General features: G+C 53.4%; 17 protein-coding genes. 9 read left to right on the top strand and 8 right to left on the bottom strand.

Annotated features, from left to right (window positions below; translation table 11 throughout):
• The first annotated feature begins 286 nt into the window (after positions 1-286).
• The 3 genes from Mal52_RS17605 (at position 287) to Mal52_RS17595 (ending at position 4,380) form a co-directional block, all read left to right on the top strand.
• Positions 287-2,881: a 3-keto-alpha-glucoside-1,2-lyase-like domain-containing protein gene (locus Mal52_RS17605; protein WP_145377636.1), complete on the top strand. Its 2,595-nt coding sequence runs from the start codon at positions 287-289 to the stop codon at positions 2,879-2,881.
• 84 nt (positions 2,882-2,965) lie between these two features.
• On the top strand, positions 2,966-4,012 hold the full coding sequence (locus Mal52_RS17600) for a heme-binding protein (protein WP_145377635.1): 1,047 nt from the start codon (positions 2,966-2,968) through the stop codon (positions 4,010-4,012).
• Positions 4,013-4,188: 176 nt separating this feature from the next.
• The gene (locus tag Mal52_RS17595) at positions 4,189-4,380 is read left to right on the top strand and encodes a hypothetical protein (RefSeq protein ID WP_145377634.1); all 192 of its coding nucleotides are present in this window, start codon (positions 4,189-4,191) and stop codon (positions 4,378-4,380) included.
• 1,034 nt (positions 4,381-5,414) lie between these two features.
• On the opposite strand, the gene Mal52_RS17590 is transcribed toward Mal52_RS17595, so the two are convergent.
• The 4 genes from Mal52_RS17590 to Mal52_RS17575 all read right to left on the bottom strand — a co-directional run bounded on the left by Mal52_RS17590 (position 5,415) and on the right by Mal52_RS17575 (position 9,139).
• Entirely contained in the window at positions 5,415-6,308 is an 894-nt protein-coding gene (locus Mal52_RS17590; protein ID WP_145377633.1) for a hypothetical protein, read from the bottom strand.
• 29 nt (positions 6,309-6,337) lie between these two features.
• The gene (locus tag Mal52_RS17585) at positions 6,338-7,522 is read right to left on the bottom strand and encodes a hypothetical protein (protein WP_145377632.1); all 1,185 of its coding nucleotides are present in this window, start codon (positions 7,520-7,522) and stop codon (positions 6,338-6,340) included.
• 99 nt (positions 7,523-7,621) lie between these two features.
• Positions 7,622-8,131 (bottom strand): hypothetical protein, encoded by a 510-nt coding sequence (locus Mal52_RS17580; protein ID WP_145377631.1) that lies wholly within the window; start codon positions 8,129-8,131, stop codon positions 7,622-7,624.
• A gap of 279 nt (positions 8,132-8,410) precedes the next feature.
• The gene (locus Mal52_RS17575; RefSeq protein WP_145377630.1) at positions 8,411-9,139 is read right to left on the bottom strand and encodes a hypothetical protein; all 729 of its coding nucleotides are present in this window, start codon (positions 9,137-9,139) and stop codon (positions 8,411-8,413) included.
• 685 nt (positions 9,140-9,824) lie between these two features.
• Here Mal52_RS17575 and Mal52_RS17570 point away from each other — a divergent pair.
• A complete protein-coding gene (locus Mal52_RS17570; RefSeq protein ID WP_145377629.1) occupies positions 9,825-10,952 on the top strand; it encodes an ISAs1 family transposase in 1,128 nt (375 codons plus the stop codon).
• Positions 10,953-11,365: 413 nt separating this feature from the next.
• On the opposite strand, the gene Mal52_RS17565 is transcribed toward Mal52_RS17570, so the two are convergent.
• The 4 genes from Mal52_RS17565 to Mal52_RS17550 form a co-directional block, all read right to left on the bottom strand.
• Positions 11,366-12,271, bottom strand: coding sequence for a replication initiator protein A (locus Mal52_RS17565; RefSeq protein ID WP_145377628.1), 906 nt, complete (start codon positions 12,269-12,271; stop codon positions 11,366-11,368).
• Positions 12,272-12,346: 75 nt separating this feature from the next.
• Positions 12,347-12,586 carry a hypothetical protein gene (locus Mal52_RS17560; RefSeq protein WP_145377627.1) on the bottom strand — a complete coding sequence of 80 codons (240 nt, stop codon included), beginning with the start codon at positions 12,584-12,586 and terminating at the stop codon, positions 12,347-12,349.
• Complete coding sequence (gene parA / locus Mal52_RS17555; RefSeq protein ID WP_145377626.1) at positions 12,583-13,218, bottom strand: ParA family partition ATPase; 636 nt, start codon at positions 13,216-13,218, stop codon at positions 12,583-12,585. Before parA ends, Mal52_RS17560 begins: the two co-directional genes overlap by 4 nt.
• Positions 13,219-13,836: 618 nt before the next feature.
• Positions 13,837-14,049 (bottom strand): hypothetical protein, encoded by a 213-nt coding sequence (locus Mal52_RS17550; RefSeq protein WP_145377625.1) that lies wholly within the window; start codon positions 14,047-14,049, stop codon positions 13,837-13,839.
• Positions 14,050-14,409: 360 nt separating this feature from the next.
• On the opposite strand from Mal52_RS17550, the gene mobF reads away from it, so the two are divergent.
• The 5 genes from mobF to Mal52_RS17525 all read left to right on the top strand — a co-directional run bounded on the left by mobF (position 14,410) and on the right by Mal52_RS17525 (position 19,321).
• Positions 14,410-17,043 carry a MobF family relaxase gene (gene mobF / locus Mal52_RS17545; RefSeq protein ID WP_145377624.1) on the top strand — a complete coding sequence of 878 codons (2,634 nt, stop codon included), beginning with the start codon at positions 14,410-14,412 and terminating at the stop codon, positions 17,041-17,043.
• Positions 17,033-17,446, top strand: coding sequence for a hypothetical protein (locus Mal52_RS17540; RefSeq protein ID WP_145377623.1), 414 nt, complete (start codon positions 17,033-17,035; stop codon positions 17,444-17,446). The genes mobF and Mal52_RS17540 overlap by 11 nt, the downstream gene beginning before the upstream one ends.
• 218 nt (positions 17,447-17,664) lie before the next feature.
• The gene (locus Mal52_RS17535) at positions 17,665-18,165 is read left to right on the top strand and encodes a hypothetical protein (RefSeq protein ID WP_145377622.1); all 501 of its coding nucleotides are present in this window, start codon (positions 17,665-17,667) and stop codon (positions 18,163-18,165) included.
• A 419-nt stretch (positions 18,166-18,584) separates the two neighbouring features.
• Positions 18,585-18,866: a hypothetical protein gene (locus tag Mal52_RS17530; protein ID WP_145377621.1), complete on the top strand. Its 282-nt coding sequence runs from the start codon at positions 18,585-18,587 to the stop codon at positions 18,864-18,866.
• Between the two features lie 188 nt (positions 18,867-19,054).
• On the top strand, positions 19,055-19,321 hold the full coding sequence (locus Mal52_RS17525) for a type II toxin-antitoxin system prevent-host-death family antitoxin (RefSeq protein WP_145377620.1): 267 nt from the start codon (positions 19,055-19,057) through the stop codon (positions 19,319-19,321).
• Positions 19,322-19,389 lie beyond the last annotated feature (68 nt).

The following is a 19,389-nucleotide window of genomic DNA, read 5'->3' as shown; positions in this document are numbered from 1 at the left end:
AAAAACCCCCTGCGCACGATGTACGTGTTGTCTTGGCTACTTGACTGTATTAATTGGGTCAGACTTTAACGGTGGCAGCCTAGGGTTGCCGTGGTGCTTAGAACCAGTTTCAAAACCCGGTGGCGCCTGTTCAGGAATCTATAATACAAGTGTTTGCGTGACGCGTCAGAGGGTTTAGAAACTACTTGTAGATTTATTTCTTTCAACCTGTGAACGGTTACTCTCGAGTTTCTAACACCATCTTTGGTTCATCACAAAGAACTTCGTTGAAAATCTGGGGGCAGGCATGGCGCTTAATAGACTGGCAGAGACGGGCGACTTTTTTGGAAACGGAATACGTGACGTCCAAGCGACGACCTTTTCCGTTGATGGTGTGGCCCGTTTCGCTTGCAATACTTGGGAAGAGTTGCAAGACGCACGCGGAACCCGCGGATTCGATATCGTTATTGTCGGGTCAGGAATGTATGGTGCCTACCTTGCTGCCAAGCTTCATGAGTTTGGACAAGCACTTGGACCGGCAGCTCCTCGGATCGCTGTGCTCGAATCTGGGCCGTTTCTGATCTCTGAACATATCCAGAATCTGACTCGGACCGGTGACCTCGGTAGCCTCGTTTTTGAGCCGTTGGTCGGGCCAACGTCGCAGAGGCAAATTGAGGAACCTGCCAACTATTTGAACGCGGGAAATCTTGTCGATCATGCGAAATGTGTGGGCGGGAAATCGCTTTTCTGGGGCGGCTGGACGCCGCGTTTGCTTGAAGACAACTTGCGCCGCGCCGATAGCCCTTGGCCCGAAGAGATTGTCGATTACCTCTTTCAAACGGGGGTGCCGCGTGAAGAGATCGATGATGGTTATCCGTTCGTCGAGTGGGAAATTGGAGCGTCTGAGTCGACGGATTTCATTCAAGGCGACTTGTACGATACTTTGCTTACGCGAGCAAAGGCGGTTGCTAGCGATGTAATGCTGGCTAACGGCAATGAAACGCACTTGTTGACTCCACTGCCTCCACCTGTTGCGGTCCAAGGAACGGCCCCGCAATCGGGACTTTTTGGGTTTGATAAGTACTCCAGTCTGATCCTGCTGCTGGACGCCATCCGACGTGACCATCAGGGTGACGATAGAAATCGCCGGCTGTTTTTAGTCCCCAATGCACACGTCACATCGGTCACAATGGATCAAGGAATCGCCACCGGCGTTCGTGTCGCGTTGGTCGATCGGATTGCATCCGGCGTTCCGTTTGATCGCAATGCGCCGAAAGTTGTTCGCTCGATTGAGAATTTTGAAGTTAATCCTGGCGGCATGGTCGTTTTGGCGGGGCATGCGATTGAATCGACACGCATCGCGCTTAATTCTTTTCGGCGTCCCACCGGCGTGGGGCCAGAGTTGATGGGGCGAAACCTGATGGCGCACGTACGTGGCAATCACGTTTGGCAAGTCAAGCGAGAGGCTTTGTCTATGCCATCGAGTGACCCATTGGGCAATGCGGCGTTGCATGTACCTGGTCGGTCTCGGACGGTGACGCCACAAGACCGCCAGGGCGAGTTCCATTTTCAGTTTTACGCGTCGGCCAATGTACCGCCGAATTCTGGATCAGGGCCTTTGGATGCTGAGGAATATCTGTATCGCATGCTTCCGAACTTCGATGAGATTCAAGATATTCTGCAGGCTCAGAATGACGGGTTAATTGCGATTGGTATTCGGACATGCGGAGAGATGTTTGGCGAACGGAAAAAAAACATTCCGTCAGTGGAGGCGTTCAGTTGGATGGACACGCCGGTCCCCGGTGTGGCAGACGAGCTATTTGTGGATGGATTTGGCAACATCATCGAGCCTGTGCCGCGGGCCTTCGTTCGGATCGTTGAAACGCCGTCGGATCGTGCGGTACGCGAAGATCAAACCGCTGCAGCATTTCAATTGATTGCAGAGATGTTCGATGTGCCGATCTCCGAAACAGGAGCACGATTTGACACACTCGAAGAATTTTTGGCGTCCGGTAATAAAGTTCGATATGTCAAGGCCAGCAGTGAGGAGCAGGATGGCATTGGAACGACCTATCATGAGTGCGGAACGCTGTGGATGGGTACGGATCCCTACGGGTCGGTTACGGATGTTCACGGACGTTTTCATCACGTTCCAAACGCTTATGCGTGCGACCAGTCTTTGTTTCCAAGTGCGGGATCGGCCAATCCGGTTCCAACGGGGTTGGCGCTTGCGAGGAAAGTAGCGCGCGGCATGACCTCGCGGTTCACTAGCAGTCCAACAATTTCGGTTACGGAGAGCGGCTTCGATGACCTTTTCGATGGCACATTCAGCGGTTGGAGGAGCGCTGACGCTGCGAACTTTCTTCCTGTTCCTGAAACAGGCCAACCAACAATACTCAACGCGGGCGTAGAAAACCAAGATCCGCTGCTTGGGGTTCTCTATTACAGCTCCGATGAATTTGATGATTTTGAACTGCGACTTCAATGGAGAACGTTTTCACCCTACGCAAATGGTGGAATCTTTCTGCGTGCTCCTGAACCGGTTGGGAACTTGTTCACCCAGGGCGGTTTCTACGATCAAGCATTAGAGGTGCAGATCGACGAGAGAGGTTTTGATGTCGGCACGGGTGCGAATGGCAGTCCCCGACACAAGACTGGTGCTCTGTACGGTCGACAGCCCGCCACTCGCTCGTGCAGTCGAGCCATCAGTCCCCGCGATGGGCGCCCTGGTTATTGGAACGACTTTGCAATCCGAGTCCAAGGTCAAGACATCACGGTTAGATGCAATAACGAAATCGTTTGTGAGGGAGACATCGGCAATTCATTGCGTCGCGGATTCATTGGATTGCAATGTCACACCGAGGTCGTTCAATATCGAAGTATCCGGATCAAACGCATCTAGGTACTTCGCAGTATTGGTTATTGAGTTGGATAGATTTTCTGTTCGGATCGAGTCGTTGATTTACCTCTTACCTAGGAGAACGAAATGGAAAAAGAAATCATCCTGTCGAAAATGAAAAGCCAGCTGCGTTATCTCGCCCCAGCGGATACGGGTGATGACGATCTTGGGCCGCTTAAGCTGCTGCCAGGTATCTGGAAGAATGAGCCTAACCTTCCAGGAAGAGGCTGGAACATGATCGCGCTGCCGTTCGCGACGGATCCAGGGGCGGGTTTTAATTATCGTTTGCTGATGAATCAGTACAACGAGGTGTTGATTTTCTCGTTGATCGACAAAGGCGTGCCCAACCGCGGAATTAGTGTTGACGAATCCTCTGGCGCGACACAAGAAAGCGATCAGTTTGTCGTTACGCTCGACTATGAACAGCAGATCAAACAGATTGGCGCCGCGGATTTCCCCAACAGTGGGTTGGCAGGCCCCGCCGATTTGCCAATTCACCACGAACCGGGACTTTGGCTTTATATGTTGAACGAAACTACAAGAGGTCTGGATGTTGGTCGACTTGCGACCATTCCTCACGGAGACTCGGTGCTTGCACTGGGGAAGAGCAACGTCGAAGACGGCCCTCCAAACATTCCTGATGAAGTCAGTGGACTGCCAATCGGAGTTTCACCTGATGTTGAAGGTAACCCTTACCTATCCCCTTACAAGAATTTCATCGATCACCCGTTTAAAGGGGTGGTGACCGATCCAGCCTTTCCGGGTTTTCTTCCCCATCGAACCACCGACCTATTGAGAGCGGCCAATGAAGGTGTCGAAATCAAACGAACGACAACGCTGTCAGTCGACACAACTGTGGAGACCGGAGGTATCCACAATATCCCGTTCGTCGTCCGACAGGCCAATGCAGCGGCGATGAAGTCAACTTTCTGGATCCAAGAACTGGCCGAAAAAGACAAGCATGGGAAACCGAAACTGCGACTTCAATATCTCCAAGTAGTCTTGCTTGATTTTTTCAGTCGACGCGATGGCCTCCCGGGCGTTATCCGTTGGCCACACATCAGCATCAATACAATGGAGAAGGTAGCACCTTCAAAGGCTGAGGTTGAAGTCGCTCCAGCCATTCAGAGCTGAGCCGCGTTCAGAATTCTTCGTCGTGTAAGCGGAGAGGAAAAAAGGTGCGACCACGAGAACCGACCTAGCCGCTCCGTTAAGGTAAGAAAACGGCTAGCAGCCCGTTGAAAAACCCCCGTTTGACACATCGATTACAATCTCCACCTGAACATGATCATCGTACGGAGGATTCCAAAATGGCGTTGGGGAAGCGGCGTTCGGAACGGCAGGGGGAGTTTTGGGTGGCGGTGACCGACTTGTCAAGCGGGCCGCGGCATGTGTTTTATGAAAAGCTTAATGCGATTCTTGCTGAGGCTGACTTCGACGACTTTGCCGAGGAACTGTGCGAACCGTATTATGCAGACGGCGGCCGGCCTTCGACATGCTGATACAGCCTATTCGCGAACAGGTGTTGCCAGGATTGGGACTTCTAAACCCAATTACGATGCGAGGCGCCGGAGCTTTTGGGTGCTACCAAAGAATGGGAGCGAGGCTATCTGCGTCCTGCCAGCTCGATACGCGGCTTTTTTGGCTCGTCGGACCAAGCCAGGAACCGCAGGCTCAGTATAAGGAGGCCATGATGGTGCGAACGATGCGGACTATGTATTTCCTGTTCATAAGCTATTCTCGGGGAAAGAGTGCTTGGGCGGTCGGGATATCTCGATCCACTTTTCCGAGTATCATCGCAATGAAAAGTTGCGGATGACGCACCGGCTCTCCGCCAACGACGGTGGACTTCCTGTCCCCGCCGGATTTGACCCGACAAGTTTTCCTTACGTGCGAGACTCCACCAATGGGGGGAAACTTGCACGGCTATCTGCGGTCGGCTCATCCGTGCTGGTAGTTCCTGAACCAGGCGCATCGCTAGTGAGAACGGTAGCACAGCGAAATTCCATTGCCAACAAATTCCAAGTTGTTCATTTCGAGGTCCCGCCTGAACGAACCATCGTTAGACCGGGTGGTGGCCTTCGTCGAAATCGATTTGCGACGTCCAGTCTCGAGATACCAGCGTTTGGTGCTGACCGCCTGTCGCCGGAATATGTCAACATCCGGCATCGCGTTGACCCGAACGGCTCGATCACACAAGTACCAACTGATCTGAATACCCTAAGTCCGTCAGCATTCGCAAATGCGATTCAAAACGGAGGCTATCTTGCTGCGCACTTCACGGACGACTCATGTGACGGATGTGTGGAAGCAAACGTGACGGGGTTGGGATCGCCGGTTGAAAGTCTACCTGCATTTTCGCTAGTGACTGCTATTGATTTCTTCTCCCTGGCTGATCAATCCGAGGTCGAGAATGACCCAACCGTTCGTCGTGTAGAGCCGCTCTCAAAAGGGCGATTACCCGTCAATCCAACATTGCCGCGACCGTTTAACTTAAATTCTTCAGCTTTTGATCGTTCTGACACCACGGTCACATCTACGAGCCCTCGTGGTGGGCCTTGCGCGAATCGCAAGCCACTGGCGTGCGAGCCGCCGGTGCCGGAGGGGGAGCAGGCGATAATAAAGCCGCAGCAACCAGCGGGTGATTTTCAACGCGAATAAACTCAAGAATATCCCCGTCTATTGGATTGAAAGTGCGTTCATCCATGAATCCTGTTGAGTGAAAAGCAATCTCTTTTCCGGTTGGGACAAACACTTGGTCGACCCACTGCCCAATTCGTGTGACAACTACGACTGTCGGTCGAAGCTGATTCTCTTTCAGATTTTCAAGTCGCTCATCGACTTTCCCATAAATGTCGCCATCCAGCTTCTCATAGAATTTTGGAGGAGGTTCGAAGCGTTCGTTAACCACTGGAACTAATATGGTCAGCCTTTCCGGCCCCGAATCCTGGCTTTGCTTCAACACACTATCGATGTCGTTATAGGGAATGGACAAAACAAAGTCACTAGGCAGAACCCGAATTTGGCCAACACAGGAGCCATACACAACCTCTTCCGGAAAAAAGAACCTTTGTCGCCCACGAACGAGAACGTAACATTCGTCGCCGGCTACTACACTTTGGAGATGATCTATCGCTTTATCGCCTAGTTTGACATTGAATAACTCTTCCACGAAATCAAGGTTGTTTTGAATTGCTCGGTTGGCTTCATAAATCCCCGCAGTATCGCGAGCCTGCGTGATGACCTGCCGCAATGTTGCGCCTTGCGAGGAAACTGGGACGCGCTCAACAGGAAGCTGCCATAAATTCACCGTCACCGCTGCTGCCTGATAAGTTTTTTTTTCGGAGGTCAAAGCGTCCCGGCCTGTCGACTGTACGCTAGCACATCCGCAGAGGAGCGAGAGCAACGCCAAGTAAGTCATCTTAGCCATATTCGTATTTCTCCACGTTCGTTCTGGGATTAGGTGCCAGACCATAGCGCATTACTGGGAATGTTCAAATTCAGTTTCGAGATCACGCGACCAAACGGAAATGCGTATGCGCTTTTCCGGTCAGTAGACATCGCAAAAATCAGTCCGATCACCACCCACACATTTTCATCTTTCGGTTGGCCAAGGATCACTCCTCCGCTGTCTCCGCCGTCAGTGACTTCGTGTCCCTCAAGCCCTTTGACTTCGATCACGTTCACAAACCGCCTTGTTCTAAGAAGATCTGGAACCCTGATCGCTTTGCGACGATTGGTAATCTGGCCGTCACGTTTGGTCGTTGCAGCACCAAATTTGATCACCCTGTCAAACGCCAATGTCTTCAAAATGGTGTCCTCGAGAAATAAAAGGTGAACTCCGGGAGGATTGAAGTCAGCGATGCCTTTCTCAAATTGCCGATTGTTTCCAGCACCGATATTTTTGATAGACGCAGCATCCGCCAATTCCGTAAGCGTGGATTTGCGGACTCTTCCAAAGGTTTTATCGGCCGACTGGGAGCCAGCGGGATTTTGCACTTTTTTATTTGTAGCGCGGACAACATGCTTATTTGAAATCCCCACGAGAGAAATGTTTCCTGGAGATTCTTCGTGCGGAACACATATTCCAAGTGTTCCCCAGGAATTGGGGGCGTCGACTGGCGCAATCTGAATACCACCGATGATAGTCGTTGCTGGGTCCTGAATTCGGTTGCCGGTTGCCGCTGAACTGCTGAGTATTCCATCGCTTTTGATGTATCGAATTTCACGAACTTTGACGGGTATATCGCCAACTTGTTGTGGAAACACGAATCGCTTCTTTGCTTCAAGAGCAGCGATCGGCTGTTTCAAAACGACATCGACTACGATCACGATCTGTAGCGGCGACACGATGTGCCCCAGTTTGGTTCGGTAGGCGACATTAACACCAACGACGCCTTCCTCCTCCCACCATTTCTTTTCGACCTTTTTTAGGGCTTTTGCCGCTTCCCGCCGTTTCCTCGCAAGTTCCTTTTCCCGAATTTGTTGTTCAGCTCCAAACTGATCAGGAGTTGGAAAAAACTCAACAAGAAATGGCCGTGCCAACGTGGGTAATCCAAGTCCTGACACGTTGACAACCACGCCCTGCGGCTCGGCATTCTTTTTTTCCGCTTTAGGTTTCTTGGATGGTCTACGTTTGGCCATAGCAGAACTCCCCGTTGAAAACGACATTCAAAGATTTACATTAGGCCCGATTCTACACTCAAGAGAAAGCCGCGATTAAGAGAATTTCACATCGGTCGATCACTGTTCGTAATTGCACCCTAAAAAGCAATCGGTGACATGTTGGTCAACAAACGCTTGCAACTGCTCTTCCCAACATGGCTCCGAAATATCAAACCGTGCTCGCGCCACCTCGCGTGTTGCGGTCTTAATGTCACTGTTGTTTGACGCGAGCCTAACGCTGCTCGATTGATTCAGCGTGGGTTTCAGCGTCCCCAAAGCCGTGTTGATTTGAGCTAAAGTTTCTTCCTCATATGTAACGGCAATGCTTTTAAAGTATTGTTCCGCGTCGAAGTCGACCCCTTTGTTGTCTCCAGACAGGTCAAGCGTGCCGCCTGCTGGGCGTTTGAAATCCACGGTAAAGACTTTGTCCGTGTAAATGGTTTTAGTTGTCACATTCAACGGGCAAACCCGTTTTTCAGGTTCAAACAGGACTTCACATTCCTTGTACTTCTTGTACCCTACAACTTTCATAGGGTCAGTTTTATCCATTATTGGTTCCTCGCCGAGAATAAAAAAGTCTTCGGTCACGACGACTTCCACGTGAGTCGGCACCTTCAGCTTGACGGGAACGCCACTCGTATGTTTTTTGGGGGTATTGGTTATAAAAGTGCCGTTAGAACATCTCTGCAAAATGGTAGTCCGAAACGAAGTGCAGCCAACTCCTGCACACATAATCCCTGAGAGTATCAATATTGTGGTTGCACGCATGTTATCCCTCTTACCGATGAACGGTTATTATTGTAAATGGAGGAGGTTTTACTTGGTCCCCAAGAAGGTCCAATGAAGAACGCAATACTTAGCATGGCATTACTGTTGACCGGGTGTCGGAGCCTCATCTGTATCCCAATGTGACGCTGACATCAGACCGGGCGATTCCATTATCGCAGGAGTCGCTTGCTCACCAGACGACAAGGCAACATTGCAATTGCCACACGCATGACAACAATTCATGTGCTCTTCTAAAAACGCGAACACTTCTTCGTCAACTGTCGGAGACCCCAAATCAAATCGCCGAAATGCGACCACTCGCTCAATTGTCGTCAGGCCAAATGCCGGATCGTCGGTCACGAAACCTGACTGTTTCGCAGATGACGGAGCGAAACTGAGAATTGAGTTTAGCAAAGTCGCGCTTGTCGTGATCGTTGTATCAACTGCTTGGTAGTCAGCACTTTGCAAATATCCATGCCCAACTCCTGAACCATTATTAGCGTTCTTGACATTTGCCCCGCTGTCTCCACTGAACGCAAAGCCATAGGCGCCAGATCCGGCGCCGACTTTGACGGGATCAACAAGGAACATTTTTTCAGTGTATTTGAGTTGTGCGTCTACTAACAAATCAGGACGGTTAAGCTTTACGGTGACGAGTTTGTCACTTTGGTCGGCTTTACCACGGTGGACGTACAATGTTTGTTTGATGGCGACTTCGATGTGCGAAGGCACTTTAAGCATAACGGGAATGCCGTCCAAATCATCATCCAAGTCCGGTGAAATCTCCGAGTCCGGATGGAGGTAATCATTTTCATCTCGCGTCCACATCTCGGTTCGGACAGCGTTGCACCCGACTAATGTAAAGAGCACCATCCATGGTATAATCCGTTGCACTTCTCCCCCCCTTGTTTATTAAACATGAACTTTTTCAAATATTATAGAGAACGACGACGACCGGACTTGGTGAGTCACCATTGGCCTGCCCAAGTCAACATCGAAGTTAGTTGACGAAACCGACATTACGATTATAGAAAAATGTTGGTCGCTAACTGCTAGTGCCAGGAAATCGCCAATGTGGCCGAAAACCTGAACTGCAACAAAATGACCTGCAGGCATAGGAAATGCGGATTTCATGCCGATTTTTCTAGCGAAAAGTAGGGTCGCAAGAGTCGACGGGCGACAAAGGTATTCGAGACGTAGGTCGCTGAATAAGCGAACTAACCTACGATTATGAATCAGCATTATTGAAAAAATAACATAAGCCACTTATTACAATTTTATTAATTTTACGGGGAAACCCCGTCATACTGATTGTACTTACAGAAGCATTTTGATTGGAAACCGCAGAGTTGGTGGATTAAGTGTAGGGTATTCCCTTTTTATCTGCTTGGGGGTTGAAACAGGGCGATTGCGCCACATTGGGCGGTTTGCTAGTCTTGGGCGATTCGCGTTTGCCGTCCGTTGATGGACATCAGGATCGGACAACGCCTTCCGGCAGCCAAGGAGCCGGCGCATGCGCAAAACACAGTCCGTTCGTATTCAAGACAACTTCACCGAACTGATCGATCCGCGTCGCCGCGAGGTGACGTATCCGCTGATCAATATCGTCGTCATCGCCCTGTGCGGCGTGATCTGTGGCGCCGATGATTTTGTGGCCATCGCCAAATTTGGCCGCACCAAACGCGACTGGCTCGCCAAGTTCTTGGATCTCTCCGCCGGAATCCCTTCGCACGATCGTTTCAACGCCGTGTTGGCGATGATCAAACCGGCCCAGTTCGAGCAGTGTTTATTGAGTTGGATCACCGCTTTGCATGACATCACCGACGGGCAAGTCGTGGCGATTGACGGCAAGACCTTGCGACGCAGTTTCGACACAGCGAGTAGTAAGTCCGCGATTCACATGGTCAGCGCTTGGGCGACGGCCAATCAAATCAGCTTGGGCCAAGTGGTCGTCGACTCCAAGAGCAATGAGATCACAGCCATCCCCAAGCTGTTGCAGATTCTGGAAATCTCCGGTTCGCTGGTGACAATTGACGCGATGGGTTGCCAGACGGAAATCGCCAAGGAAATTGTCGCACAAGGCGCGGACTACTGTTTGGCGGTCAAGGGAAACCAGCCGGCGTTATACAACGGCATCGTGGCATTTTATAACGATCATTTATCGGATGACTTCGCTCGCACGCAGGCGCGTCGTCACCGCACGACGGAAACAGGGCACGGCCGGGAGGAGATTCGTGACTATATAATATGTCCCGTGCCCGAGGGGTTGCCGGATCGTGCGCGTTGGCCGGGACTGAAAGCGATCGGGATCGCGATGAGCAACACGCTACGCGATGGCAAGGAATGTTATGAAGCGCGTTATTATATACTCAGCAGGTACCTCAGTGCGAAGCGATTTGCCGCGGCGGGCCGCAGCCACTGGGGGGTTGAAAATCAACTGCACTGGCAGTTGGATGTGACATTCCGCGAAGACGAGTGCCGCATTCGCAAAGGGCACGCCGACGCCAATTATAGCATCCTCCGCCGCACCGCACTGGGGCTGTTGAAGCAGGAGTCCACCGCCAAGGTCGGTATCAAAAACAAACGGCTGACCGCTGGCTGGGACGAGAGCTACCTGGAGAAAGTCCTGCTGGGTACATAACTTGAGACGCAATCGCCCTGGTCCCTGAGGGCATTCATTCTTCCTGAATGCCACTTGAATTCCTCCACGGACGCAGGGCGTCAGAGAGAATTTCTTTTTCTACGGCTCCGCGCTCATCGACTTATCCACAGCCCTCGCCGTTAAAGAAGGTTAAATATAAGAATCGTTAAACAGTTAGCCGCTCGGCAACTTGTTGAATCATGAGAACAATTCTTGGCTCGGTGCGCCCAAAAGCCCGACGATTTGCGTTCAATCGCCCGTGAGACTTTGCGCCTATTCGCCCGAGGGCTATACGCTCAATCGCCCGACGGAATCCACAAATGGGGGTGTCAAGGGGGAAATCAGCGAGAGCAACGTCACAGCGTGTCTTACGCCCAATCACCCGAATCAGGTGCCGGTCGGTCAGCAAACGACTACGATTCGGTGATGCTGCCCTGCGTATAGCGACGCTGGGGGTTGCGTGTCCACTTGAACTGGGGATTGCTGATCAAGAGACGGGAACGATGGACAAAGGAGACGATCTCGTCCCCCGCTGGGTTACGGTAGCTGTTCAGTTCATATTCGGGGAGTTGATTTCGCTGGACGGCTTTGCGAATGTCCAGCGCGAAATCGGAGAAGCGGGCGGCCGAGCCGGACTTGGCGTACAGTTGCCGCATCGTGAATCTCCAACCGATCTCCTGCCGCCCGGCATGTTTGCGAGCCACGCGGTACAGCCAACGTTCGATCCCTCCGGTAAGCAAGAAATAGTCTTCGTGGATCGTGAGGACCCCTCCCCGCTTGACGATTCCGCTATACAGCCAGTCGGGTAAGGTCAGCGTCATCCCCAGCGGTTCACCGGTGGTTTCATTGGTGGTCTCAGTCCAGCTTTCGAGCCAATGGAACGAAGCGAATTTCTGTTTCCCGTCGGCCCGGATGTTCGTGCGGACGGCCGTATGCGTGAGTCGCTCTAACGCGGCTCGCAGTCGGACGTAATCGGCTCCACCGGTCGTGCGGCGGATTGACTTCAGGAGATTATATGGATGAAATTGAATTGTGCGTGACGGCTTCAGCTTCCGGTCGAGAGCTTCGGTAATCTGCGTTGAAGCCCAAATCAAAATGTCGGCATCCCAGATCGTGGCCATGCCGAACTTCGGATTGGCACTCACCTCCACCCAGACGTCACCGACCTGATATTCGATGGGAGCCACTCTGGGCCGCTTGGCCAGACTGAAGAAGGGTCGCTCCATTGTATCCCGTTGATCCCGCACGGGAATATCGGCAAAGCTGGCGGCGAACAGGTCCGGTTGTTGATCTCCCAGAGGTCTGCGGCGGCCGACCATCTCAACGCCACCGCAGAGGTATAAAGAGGTGCAGCAGCCGGTTGATCGTGAAGTCGTATTTACGATGCGTCGTATTCACGATGGCACTCCGTGCTCCGCTTCGGGGGAATGCGGAAACCGTTGCTCCAGAAGTTCCCGAATGACGTCCGCCATCACGAGGTTGTCCATCGCACAACGGCTCTTGACTCGTTTGTGGAGACTCACCGGGACGTCGATCGTCAGTCGTTTCGTCGGTTCTTTGTTGCCAACCCAATCATCGACGGTTCCTTGTCCGCTAAGGCTGGGACGCTTAGCTCCGAAATTTACCTTCTTCATGCGATTAACTCCAGGATTTCGTCCGCCAGTTGACTGATCTCCTGGGAAGCCAGCATCTGGGGATCGAGTTCAAAGACCGTGATCCCTTGCGCGGCACTCTCCGCGAAGGCGACGCGTTGGCAAACCGCCGTGTTCAGCACGGGAATCGGATATTCGGACAAGGCCTGGGCCACGTCACGACCGATCGCCGTATTTACGATTTTACGATTAATCGTAAACGCCCGCTTGAGGGTCGGCTTGTAGACGTCTGCCTCGTTCATCAGATCGATGATCTCTTTGGCGGCCCAGACATCGTACGGGGACGGCTGCACAGGGACGAGCACCAGATCGCTGGCCATGATGGCTGAGCGGGCCACGTCGTAGACGCGCGGCGGACCATCAATCAGCACGAGGTCGTAGTTACGGGTCAGGGCCGGGAGTTCTTTGTGGATTGACGACTTAGGCAGACCGACGACAGGGAACAGCGGATCGCCGTGACGGGCGGCTGCCCAATCGAGGGCACTTCCTTGTGGGTCGGCATCCAGCAACAGGACCGTGCGGCCCTTCCGCGCAAATGCGGTGGCCAGATGCACAGCGAGGGTCGTCTTGCCGACACCTCCTTTTTGATTGAGTAACGCGATGACTTTGGGCATGTTCCGTCGTGATTACGATTTTACGATTCTCCCTTTTCAGTAAACCGGATTGGAAACGGAGTCAATCACTTTCTTCGCGACTGAAATCAACTATCAAGATCACTGTGACGGTTTAGGCCGCGCACGGTCGATTGAGCGTATTGTCGTGAAGTCGTATTTACGGAAACACGACGTTCCGTATCGTCGCCAAGTCGCCGACACGCTTCGTCGTGGAATCGTTTTCACGGTGAAAAAAATTTTTGGGAGCCTTAGAGCTGGGCTAAGGGAAGACGTCTGACAGATTTTATTACTGTTCAGTTTTCAACTCTTTCGTTTTTCGCCGTTGTTCAACAGAGCCAGAGAGGCCCGTATTCAGCCAGTCGACTTTGGTCTCGGGGAGGCTATTATTGCCCATCAGTGCAGGCCGTATCCGGACTGCAGATGAGCCAATTGTTGGGCGCACTCTGGCGCGTCATACCGTTCAATTCAAAATGCCGGTCCGGAGGGGACCTTTCCGTTTGGCTGGTCGGCGGTGAATTGGACGATGGATTTCGAACGGCGGTGGGACCCGGCGCCGTGATCGAAACAGAAAAGGGGGCGGACCGTTGCCGATCCGCCCCAGCGGTTGATGTTAGGGAGTTACTCTTTGTGCTCCGTCATGATCCGCAGGACAATCTTGCCATCGAGCGGAACGCAATCGAGTTGGATGTTGAACCCCTGTCCGTCGGCATGTGCCCAGGCCGAGCCGATTCTCGTCCAAAAGCTCTTGCGGCCTTCGCGGTCACGGACCTGATAGGCACTGTGGCTGGGGGGTTTCGTCGCGGCGGTTTCCTTGGTGTTCGTGTCAGTCATGGTTTGGTCTCCTTGTTCGTTTTCCTTTGAAGTTCCCGGTCACGCCCATCGCGACCTTGATGGCACCTCACGAAAACGCCACTCGGTCGGAGCGCAGCGCCCCGATCCAGTCGAAAATTGGGGGCGACCTTCAGGGGGAGCCGATTTTCTGCTGGAGTGGGACGACGAAGGCGTTAGGGTGCTTCATCAATGGTCGTGTGGCGCGTTTCCGGAGAACCAAGCTATTGAAAACGAACGAGACACTTGGCCTGACTGATACCGGAACTACCGAATCGCCGGACAATCCCTGCCACAAATTGACACGCCGGGACAGTGACCCGCATTAACGTTTCTTAAGAGCTTCCGGGCGTACAATGAGGCATGCTACGCATCACTCAGAGCACAGGGGTGGATCGCGCGAAGAGTTATTACTCGACGGCCGATTACTACCTCGACGGAGAACAGGAACTCCCCGGCCGCTGGCGGGGGAAGGGGGCGCGTCGCCTGGGACTGGCGGGCGAGGTCGATCGGTTTGACTGGGAAGCCCTCTGCGAAAACCGCGATCCTCGGACCGGCCGGCAACTGACGTTGCGGCAAAACGCTGACCGGACCGTGGGGTACGATTTCAACTTCCATGTCCCTAAAAGTCTGTCGCTGCTCTACGGGATGTCCCGGGACGAGCGGTTGCTCGACGCTTTCCGGGATGCCGTGGACGGTACGATGCACGATATGGAAGCGGAGATGCAAACCCGAGTCCGGAAGCAGGGCAAGAACGAGAACAAACGCACCGGTAACATGACTTGGGGAGAGTTTATCCACTTCACGTCCAGACCGGTCGACGGTGTCCCCGATCCGCATTTGCACGCACATTGCTTTGTTTTCAACGTCACGCACGACAAGGAGGAGCAAGCCTGGAAGGCGGGGCAGTTTCGGGGACTGAAGCAGGACGCTCCCTACTTCGAAGCGGTGTTCCATTCGCGGCTGGCGAGTCGCTTGTCGGATCTCGGTTTGCCGGTTACACGTTCGAAGCATGGTTGGGAACTGGCCGAGGTGACGCCGGAGTTAGTCCAGAAGTTTTCGCGACGGACGGCGCTGATTGAGGAACAAGCGCAGAAACTGGGGATCGACAATCCGGAAACCAAGTCGCATCTGGGAGCCAGAACCAGGGAACGGAAACAGCAGAACTTGACACTCGGCGATTTGCAGGGGACATGGCGGGAACGGATGACCGATCAGGAATGGAATTCACTGGATGCCCTGGAAAAGAGAATCGGCACGGCTGCCGAGCCGCAAGATGGAAATGCGGCGGTGAGGGCCGTCGAACATGCGCTGAGCCACGAGTTCGAACGAAAGTCGGTCGTTCCCGAACGGAAGGTGTTGGCGACGGCGCTCACACATTCCGTGGGTCAAGCTACGGTCGAACAGGTTCTTGATCGGGCGAAACGGAGTGAGCTGATTGTCGGGGAGCGACAGGGACGCCGCATGGCGTCCACGCTGGACGTGCTGGCGGAAGAGAAGCAGGTGATCGAATTTGCGCGGCGGGGACGGGGAACCTGTGCTCCGTTTGTCCGGAAATTGGAGACATTCAAACGGGAGTGGCTCAACGCGGACCAGCAGCGCGCGGTTCGGCATGTTGTCGAATCCCGCGACCGGGTGATGGTCATTCGCGGGGCCGCTGGCGTCGGCAAAACTACACTTCTCAAAGAAGCGGTCGAGACGATCGAAGGGGCGGGAACCAAAGTCTATGCGTTCGCCCCCTCGGCGGATGCTAGTCGTGGTGTCTTGCGGAGCGAGGGCTTTGACGCGGAGACGGTGGCTCGGTTGCTGGTCGATGAACAACTCCAAAGCAAAGTTGCCGGCCAAATGATCCTGATCGATGAAGCGGGCTTGCTGGGGATGAAGACCATGCGGCAGGTCTTCCAGCTGGCAGAGAAGCTCGACTCTCGCGTGTTACTCAGTGGGGACTGGCGGCAGCACGGCTCGGTGGAACGGGGGGCCGCGTTGCGGGTCCTAGAGGAAGAGGCGGGGTTGGTACCGGCAGAAGTGAAAGAAATCCAACGGCAGTGCGGCTCGTACAAAGCAGCGGTGAAGGCGCTCAGTGAAGGGAACGCAGCGGTGGGACTTGATCGGCTGGACGACCTCGGCTGGGTGCACGAGATTGCGGACGATCAACGGGACCGGCAGTTGGCCGTCGATTACGTTGCGTCAGTCTTGAAGGGGAAAACCGCTCTCGTTGTCTCACCAACCCATGCCGAAGGGGATCGCATCACGAGTGAGATTCGCCGGTCCTTGAAAGCGGAAGGAACCATTGGCACGGACGAACGAACGTTTGAGGTGCTGCAAAATTCCTACTTGACCGAAGCGGAGCGAGGGGACGGCGTGAATTACCGGGCCGGGGACGTGTTGCAATTCCATCAGAATGCGAAGGGCTTTCGGCGCGGAGAGCGGGTGACGGCGGACGACATTGAGAATTTGCCGTTCGATCAGGCCAATCGGTTTCAAGTGTTTCAGGCACGCACGCTCGCGCTGGCCCAGGGGGACAAAATCCGTATCACGCACAACGGCCAGACGGCGGACGGAAAGCACAAGCTCAACAACGGGGCGGTTTATGAGGTGCGGGGCTTCGACGACCAGGGGAACATCCTCCTGAACAACGGTTGGACCGTCGGCAAAAACTTCGGTCACTTCACGCATGGCTACGTCGTCACGTCCCACAGCAGCCAGGGGAAAACGGTCGATCGCGTCTTCGTCGGCCAGTCGAGCCAATCGTTCCCGGCAAGTTCACGAGAACAGTTCTACGTCTCGGCCTCACGGGCGAGGGAACGGGTCACGATCTACACCGACGATAAGCAGGCGCTGCGCGATGCCATCAACCATGGGGACGAGCGCCTCTCAGCGACCGAGTTCGTCAACGGCGCCGTACAGCGGCAGTCGACGATGCTGCGGGAGCGGGAACACGAAAACATTCACGAGAGCCAACCTCGGGAACGGGAGGAGATGCAATATGTCCGATAGTTTGCTGGATAAATATGTCGGGAAACGATCCGAGAGCCAAGACACCCCGTCTCAGCCGGAGACAGACGGCTTTGAAGACTGCGGCGCGTTTGGCTGGCTGCGGGGCGTTCGGGACCACGCGATCATGCTGGAGATCCGCCACAAGAACGGCCGGATCACCGCCTTGGGCTACGCCTGGCTCGACTCGGCAGAGTTCGATCCCTCCGAAGGCATTACCCTCCGCTTCTCAGGAAGAACAGTGAAAATCATCGGCAGGAACCTCAACGGGGAAGTTCGCCCCAACATTCGCCTCTTCGACGGCCTCGTGCGGCACCGCGTACCGTGGATCCAGGAAGCGGACGGTTCCGCCAACCTCCAAGCCCCCCAGGGAGCGGCGATCATTGAAGAGATCGCAGTCAAATAGTGCTGCGTCTCACCGTGAGAAGAGTATCAGAGACTATGAACCGAATGCGTGTGGTTGCACACGACTCACCCACGTCGGTCCTACGAGCGCGGGGTAGAAACGGCCTAACACCTGTAGATAAAGAGTGACACGCGAGAAACCGATCGCTACAATTCGAGCTGCGATGATCAGTTGCTTGGCAGAACTTCTGAAAAAGCGAGTTATCTGGCATAAAACTCATGAATGAACTGAAACGAATCTTCTTCGATGCGTATGGCGGATTCGCAGACAAACGACTCAAAAACCTTGAAAAGGGGTCAACATTCATCGTTGATGACCGAGACGACAGGGACAATGGTGCTGATCGAAAACTATATTCGTACTTCTGCATGATATTCGCAGACGTAACAGCCAATACTAAGATCACGGTAACCCTCAGCGGAAATGTGCCCAAGGGGAAACGGGTTCGAGCATGGCTGAAAACCAATCGGCTTGAAATTAATTCGTCCGGATTTCAAAGTCGGCTTGTGTTTTCTGTTTCCGACGGTGGACAATCCATACTTGGCGATCTGGCTGATGCGATTGAATCGATCGTCGCGCCAAGTGCGCAGCGTTACTCGGTAGCGAATTACAAATATGTTTGCCCTCGTACGGCCACATCGCTGCGCCGACTAAAGAAATTGCTTGATGGCGCTTGGGATACTCCGCTCCCGGACGATAAGAAAGGATTCTTTGCATGACGGGCTGGCCGAGATTCCGCTGGAGCGACGAAGCCGGACATTTTCAATTAAACAATCCCTCGTCCCGGCGAGTTATTTGCAAACATTCGGCAATGATTTGCATGAGCGACAAACACGGGACTCTCCGTGTTCTTGATAATGCGAGATCCTGAGGTTCCGGGATATATCCTGGTGCTCATTTGCAAGGGATTCGAAAATTGCTTCGAGCAAAGCGGTCGGACAAGAGACGGGACGTTGTCCGGTATCGGAGTGCCGATTAGTCTTCCAGACACATAATCTAATTTTGGAATTAAGTTGCCTTCGTGCAGCGTTTTGCGTCACAATCGACAATTCCTACCCGTATTGGTGTCGAGTACTGACTGGGGGTATCCAAGTCCGGAAAAACGTTGGTTCTCCGTCACAAATTGGGGCACTCAACAATGCCAAGTTTTAAGTGTGCGCACGTCCGAGAACAAGGCGTCGACCTCGTCATCGCCCCCGTCAATTCTTCGTTCGGCCGCAAATCCGACACCGACCAGCAAGAAACCATCGACGCGATGCAACTTGCCGCGAAATCCGCAGGGCTCGCTGGTACGGTTGTCCCGATCTGGAACATTGGGAATCGAACTGTTTTCATCGCGCCACCAAATTGGCATCCGTTCTTCAAAAGTATTTCTTGGAATGACGTACTTGCCAGCGTGAACAAAGAAATATCATGGTGAATTCGTGTCCATGGCCAAAGATGCCGAATTGCTGTTTGAAAGTTGGCCACATCGATGAATCTTCGCTAGCCTCGTGAACTTCCGCGATCATTGAAAAACTATCGTTCCACAATGCGGGATGAATGAGATCGCATTTACGCAGCCACCCGGGATCCGCTAGCATCGAATAGAATGCGAATGGGAATCCCATGCTGAATCTGGAACGCGGCTTCGATTCATTGACAAGTTTCAAACGCCAGACGGCAGGGTATGTCGATCGGCTGGACGAGACCGGCGAACCAGTGGTTTTGATCGTCCACGGAAAAGCCTTTGTCGTGGTGCAGGATGCGGCGACCTACCAGAAACTGGTCGAAGCGGCAGGCAAGAGAGACCGGGAGGAAACGATTGCCGCCATCCAGGTAGGTTTGTATAACGTCCGGGCCGGACGAAACAAGCCTACTCGCATGGCGCTTTAGACCCTGGCTATGAAACATGGCACCCGCTGAAATGGTGTTTTCGAGTTTTTCAACGGGCTGCTAGTACG

The organism is Symmachiella dynata, from assembly GCF_007747995.1.
Taxonomy (GTDB): Bacteria; Planctomycetota; Planctomycetia; order Planctomycetales; family Planctomycetaceae; genus Symmachiella; species Symmachiella dynata.
This window is presented reverse-complemented; position numbering and strand designations above follow the sequence as displayed.

Coding starts and splice junctions, on each gene's coding strand:
- mobF (WP_145377624.1), top strand. CDS start 14,410: ATGCTACGCATCACTCAGAGCACAGGGGTGGATCGCGCGAAGAGTTAT.
- Mal52_RS17605 (WP_145377636.1), top strand. CDS start 287: ATGGCGCTTAATAGACTGGCAGAGACGGGCGACTTTTTTGGAAACGGA.
- Mal52_RS17575 (WP_145377630.1), bottom strand. CDS start 9,139: ATGTGGACGCGAGATGAAAATGATTACCTCCATCCGGACTCGGAGATT.
- parA (WP_145377626.1), bottom strand. CDS start 13,218: ATGCCCAAAGTCATCGCGTTACTCAATCAAAAAGGAGGTGTCGGCAAG.
- Mal52_RS17560 (WP_145377627.1), bottom strand. CDS start 12,586: ATGAAGAAGGTAAATTTCGGAGCTAAGCGTCCCAGCCTTAGCGGACAA.
- Mal52_RS17565 (WP_145377628.1), bottom strand. CDS start 12,271: ATGGTCGGCCGCCGCAGACCTCTGGGAGATCAACAACCGGACCTGTTC.
- Mal52_RS17530 (WP_145377621.1), top strand. CDS start 18,585: ATGCCAAGTTTTAAGTGTGCGCACGTCCGAGAACAAGGCGTCGACCTC.
- Mal52_RS17550 (WP_145377625.1), bottom strand. CDS start 14,049: ATGACTGACACGAACACCAAGGAAACCGCCGCGACGAAACCCCCCAGC.
- Mal52_RS17570 (WP_145377629.1), top strand. CDS start 9,825: ATGCGCAAAACACAGTCCGTTCGTATTCAAGACAACTTCACCGAACTG.
- Mal52_RS17535 (WP_145377622.1), top strand. CDS start 17,665: ATGAATGAACTGAAACGAATCTTCTTCGATGCGTATGGCGGATTCGCA.
- Mal52_RS17600 (WP_145377635.1), top strand. CDS start 2,966: ATGGAAAAAGAAATCATCCTGTCGAAAATGAAAAGCCAGCTGCGTTAT.
- Mal52_RS17525 (WP_145377620.1), top strand. CDS start 19,055: ATGCTGAATCTGGAACGCGGCTTCGATTCATTGACAAGTTTCAAACGC.
- Mal52_RS17595 (WP_145377634.1), top strand. CDS start 4,189: ATGGCGTTGGGGAAGCGGCGTTCGGAACGGCAGGGGGAGTTTTGGGTG.
- Mal52_RS17585 (WP_145377632.1), bottom strand. CDS start 7,522: ATGGCCAAACGTAGACCATCCAAGAAACCTAAAGCGGAAAAAAAGAAT.
- Mal52_RS17540 (WP_145377623.1), top strand. CDS start 17,033: ATGTCCGATAGTTTGCTGGATAAATATGTCGGGAAACGATCCGAGAGC.
- Mal52_RS17590 (WP_145377633.1), bottom strand. CDS start 6,308: ATGGCTAAGATGACTTACTTGGCGTTGCTCTCGCTCCTCTGCGGATGT.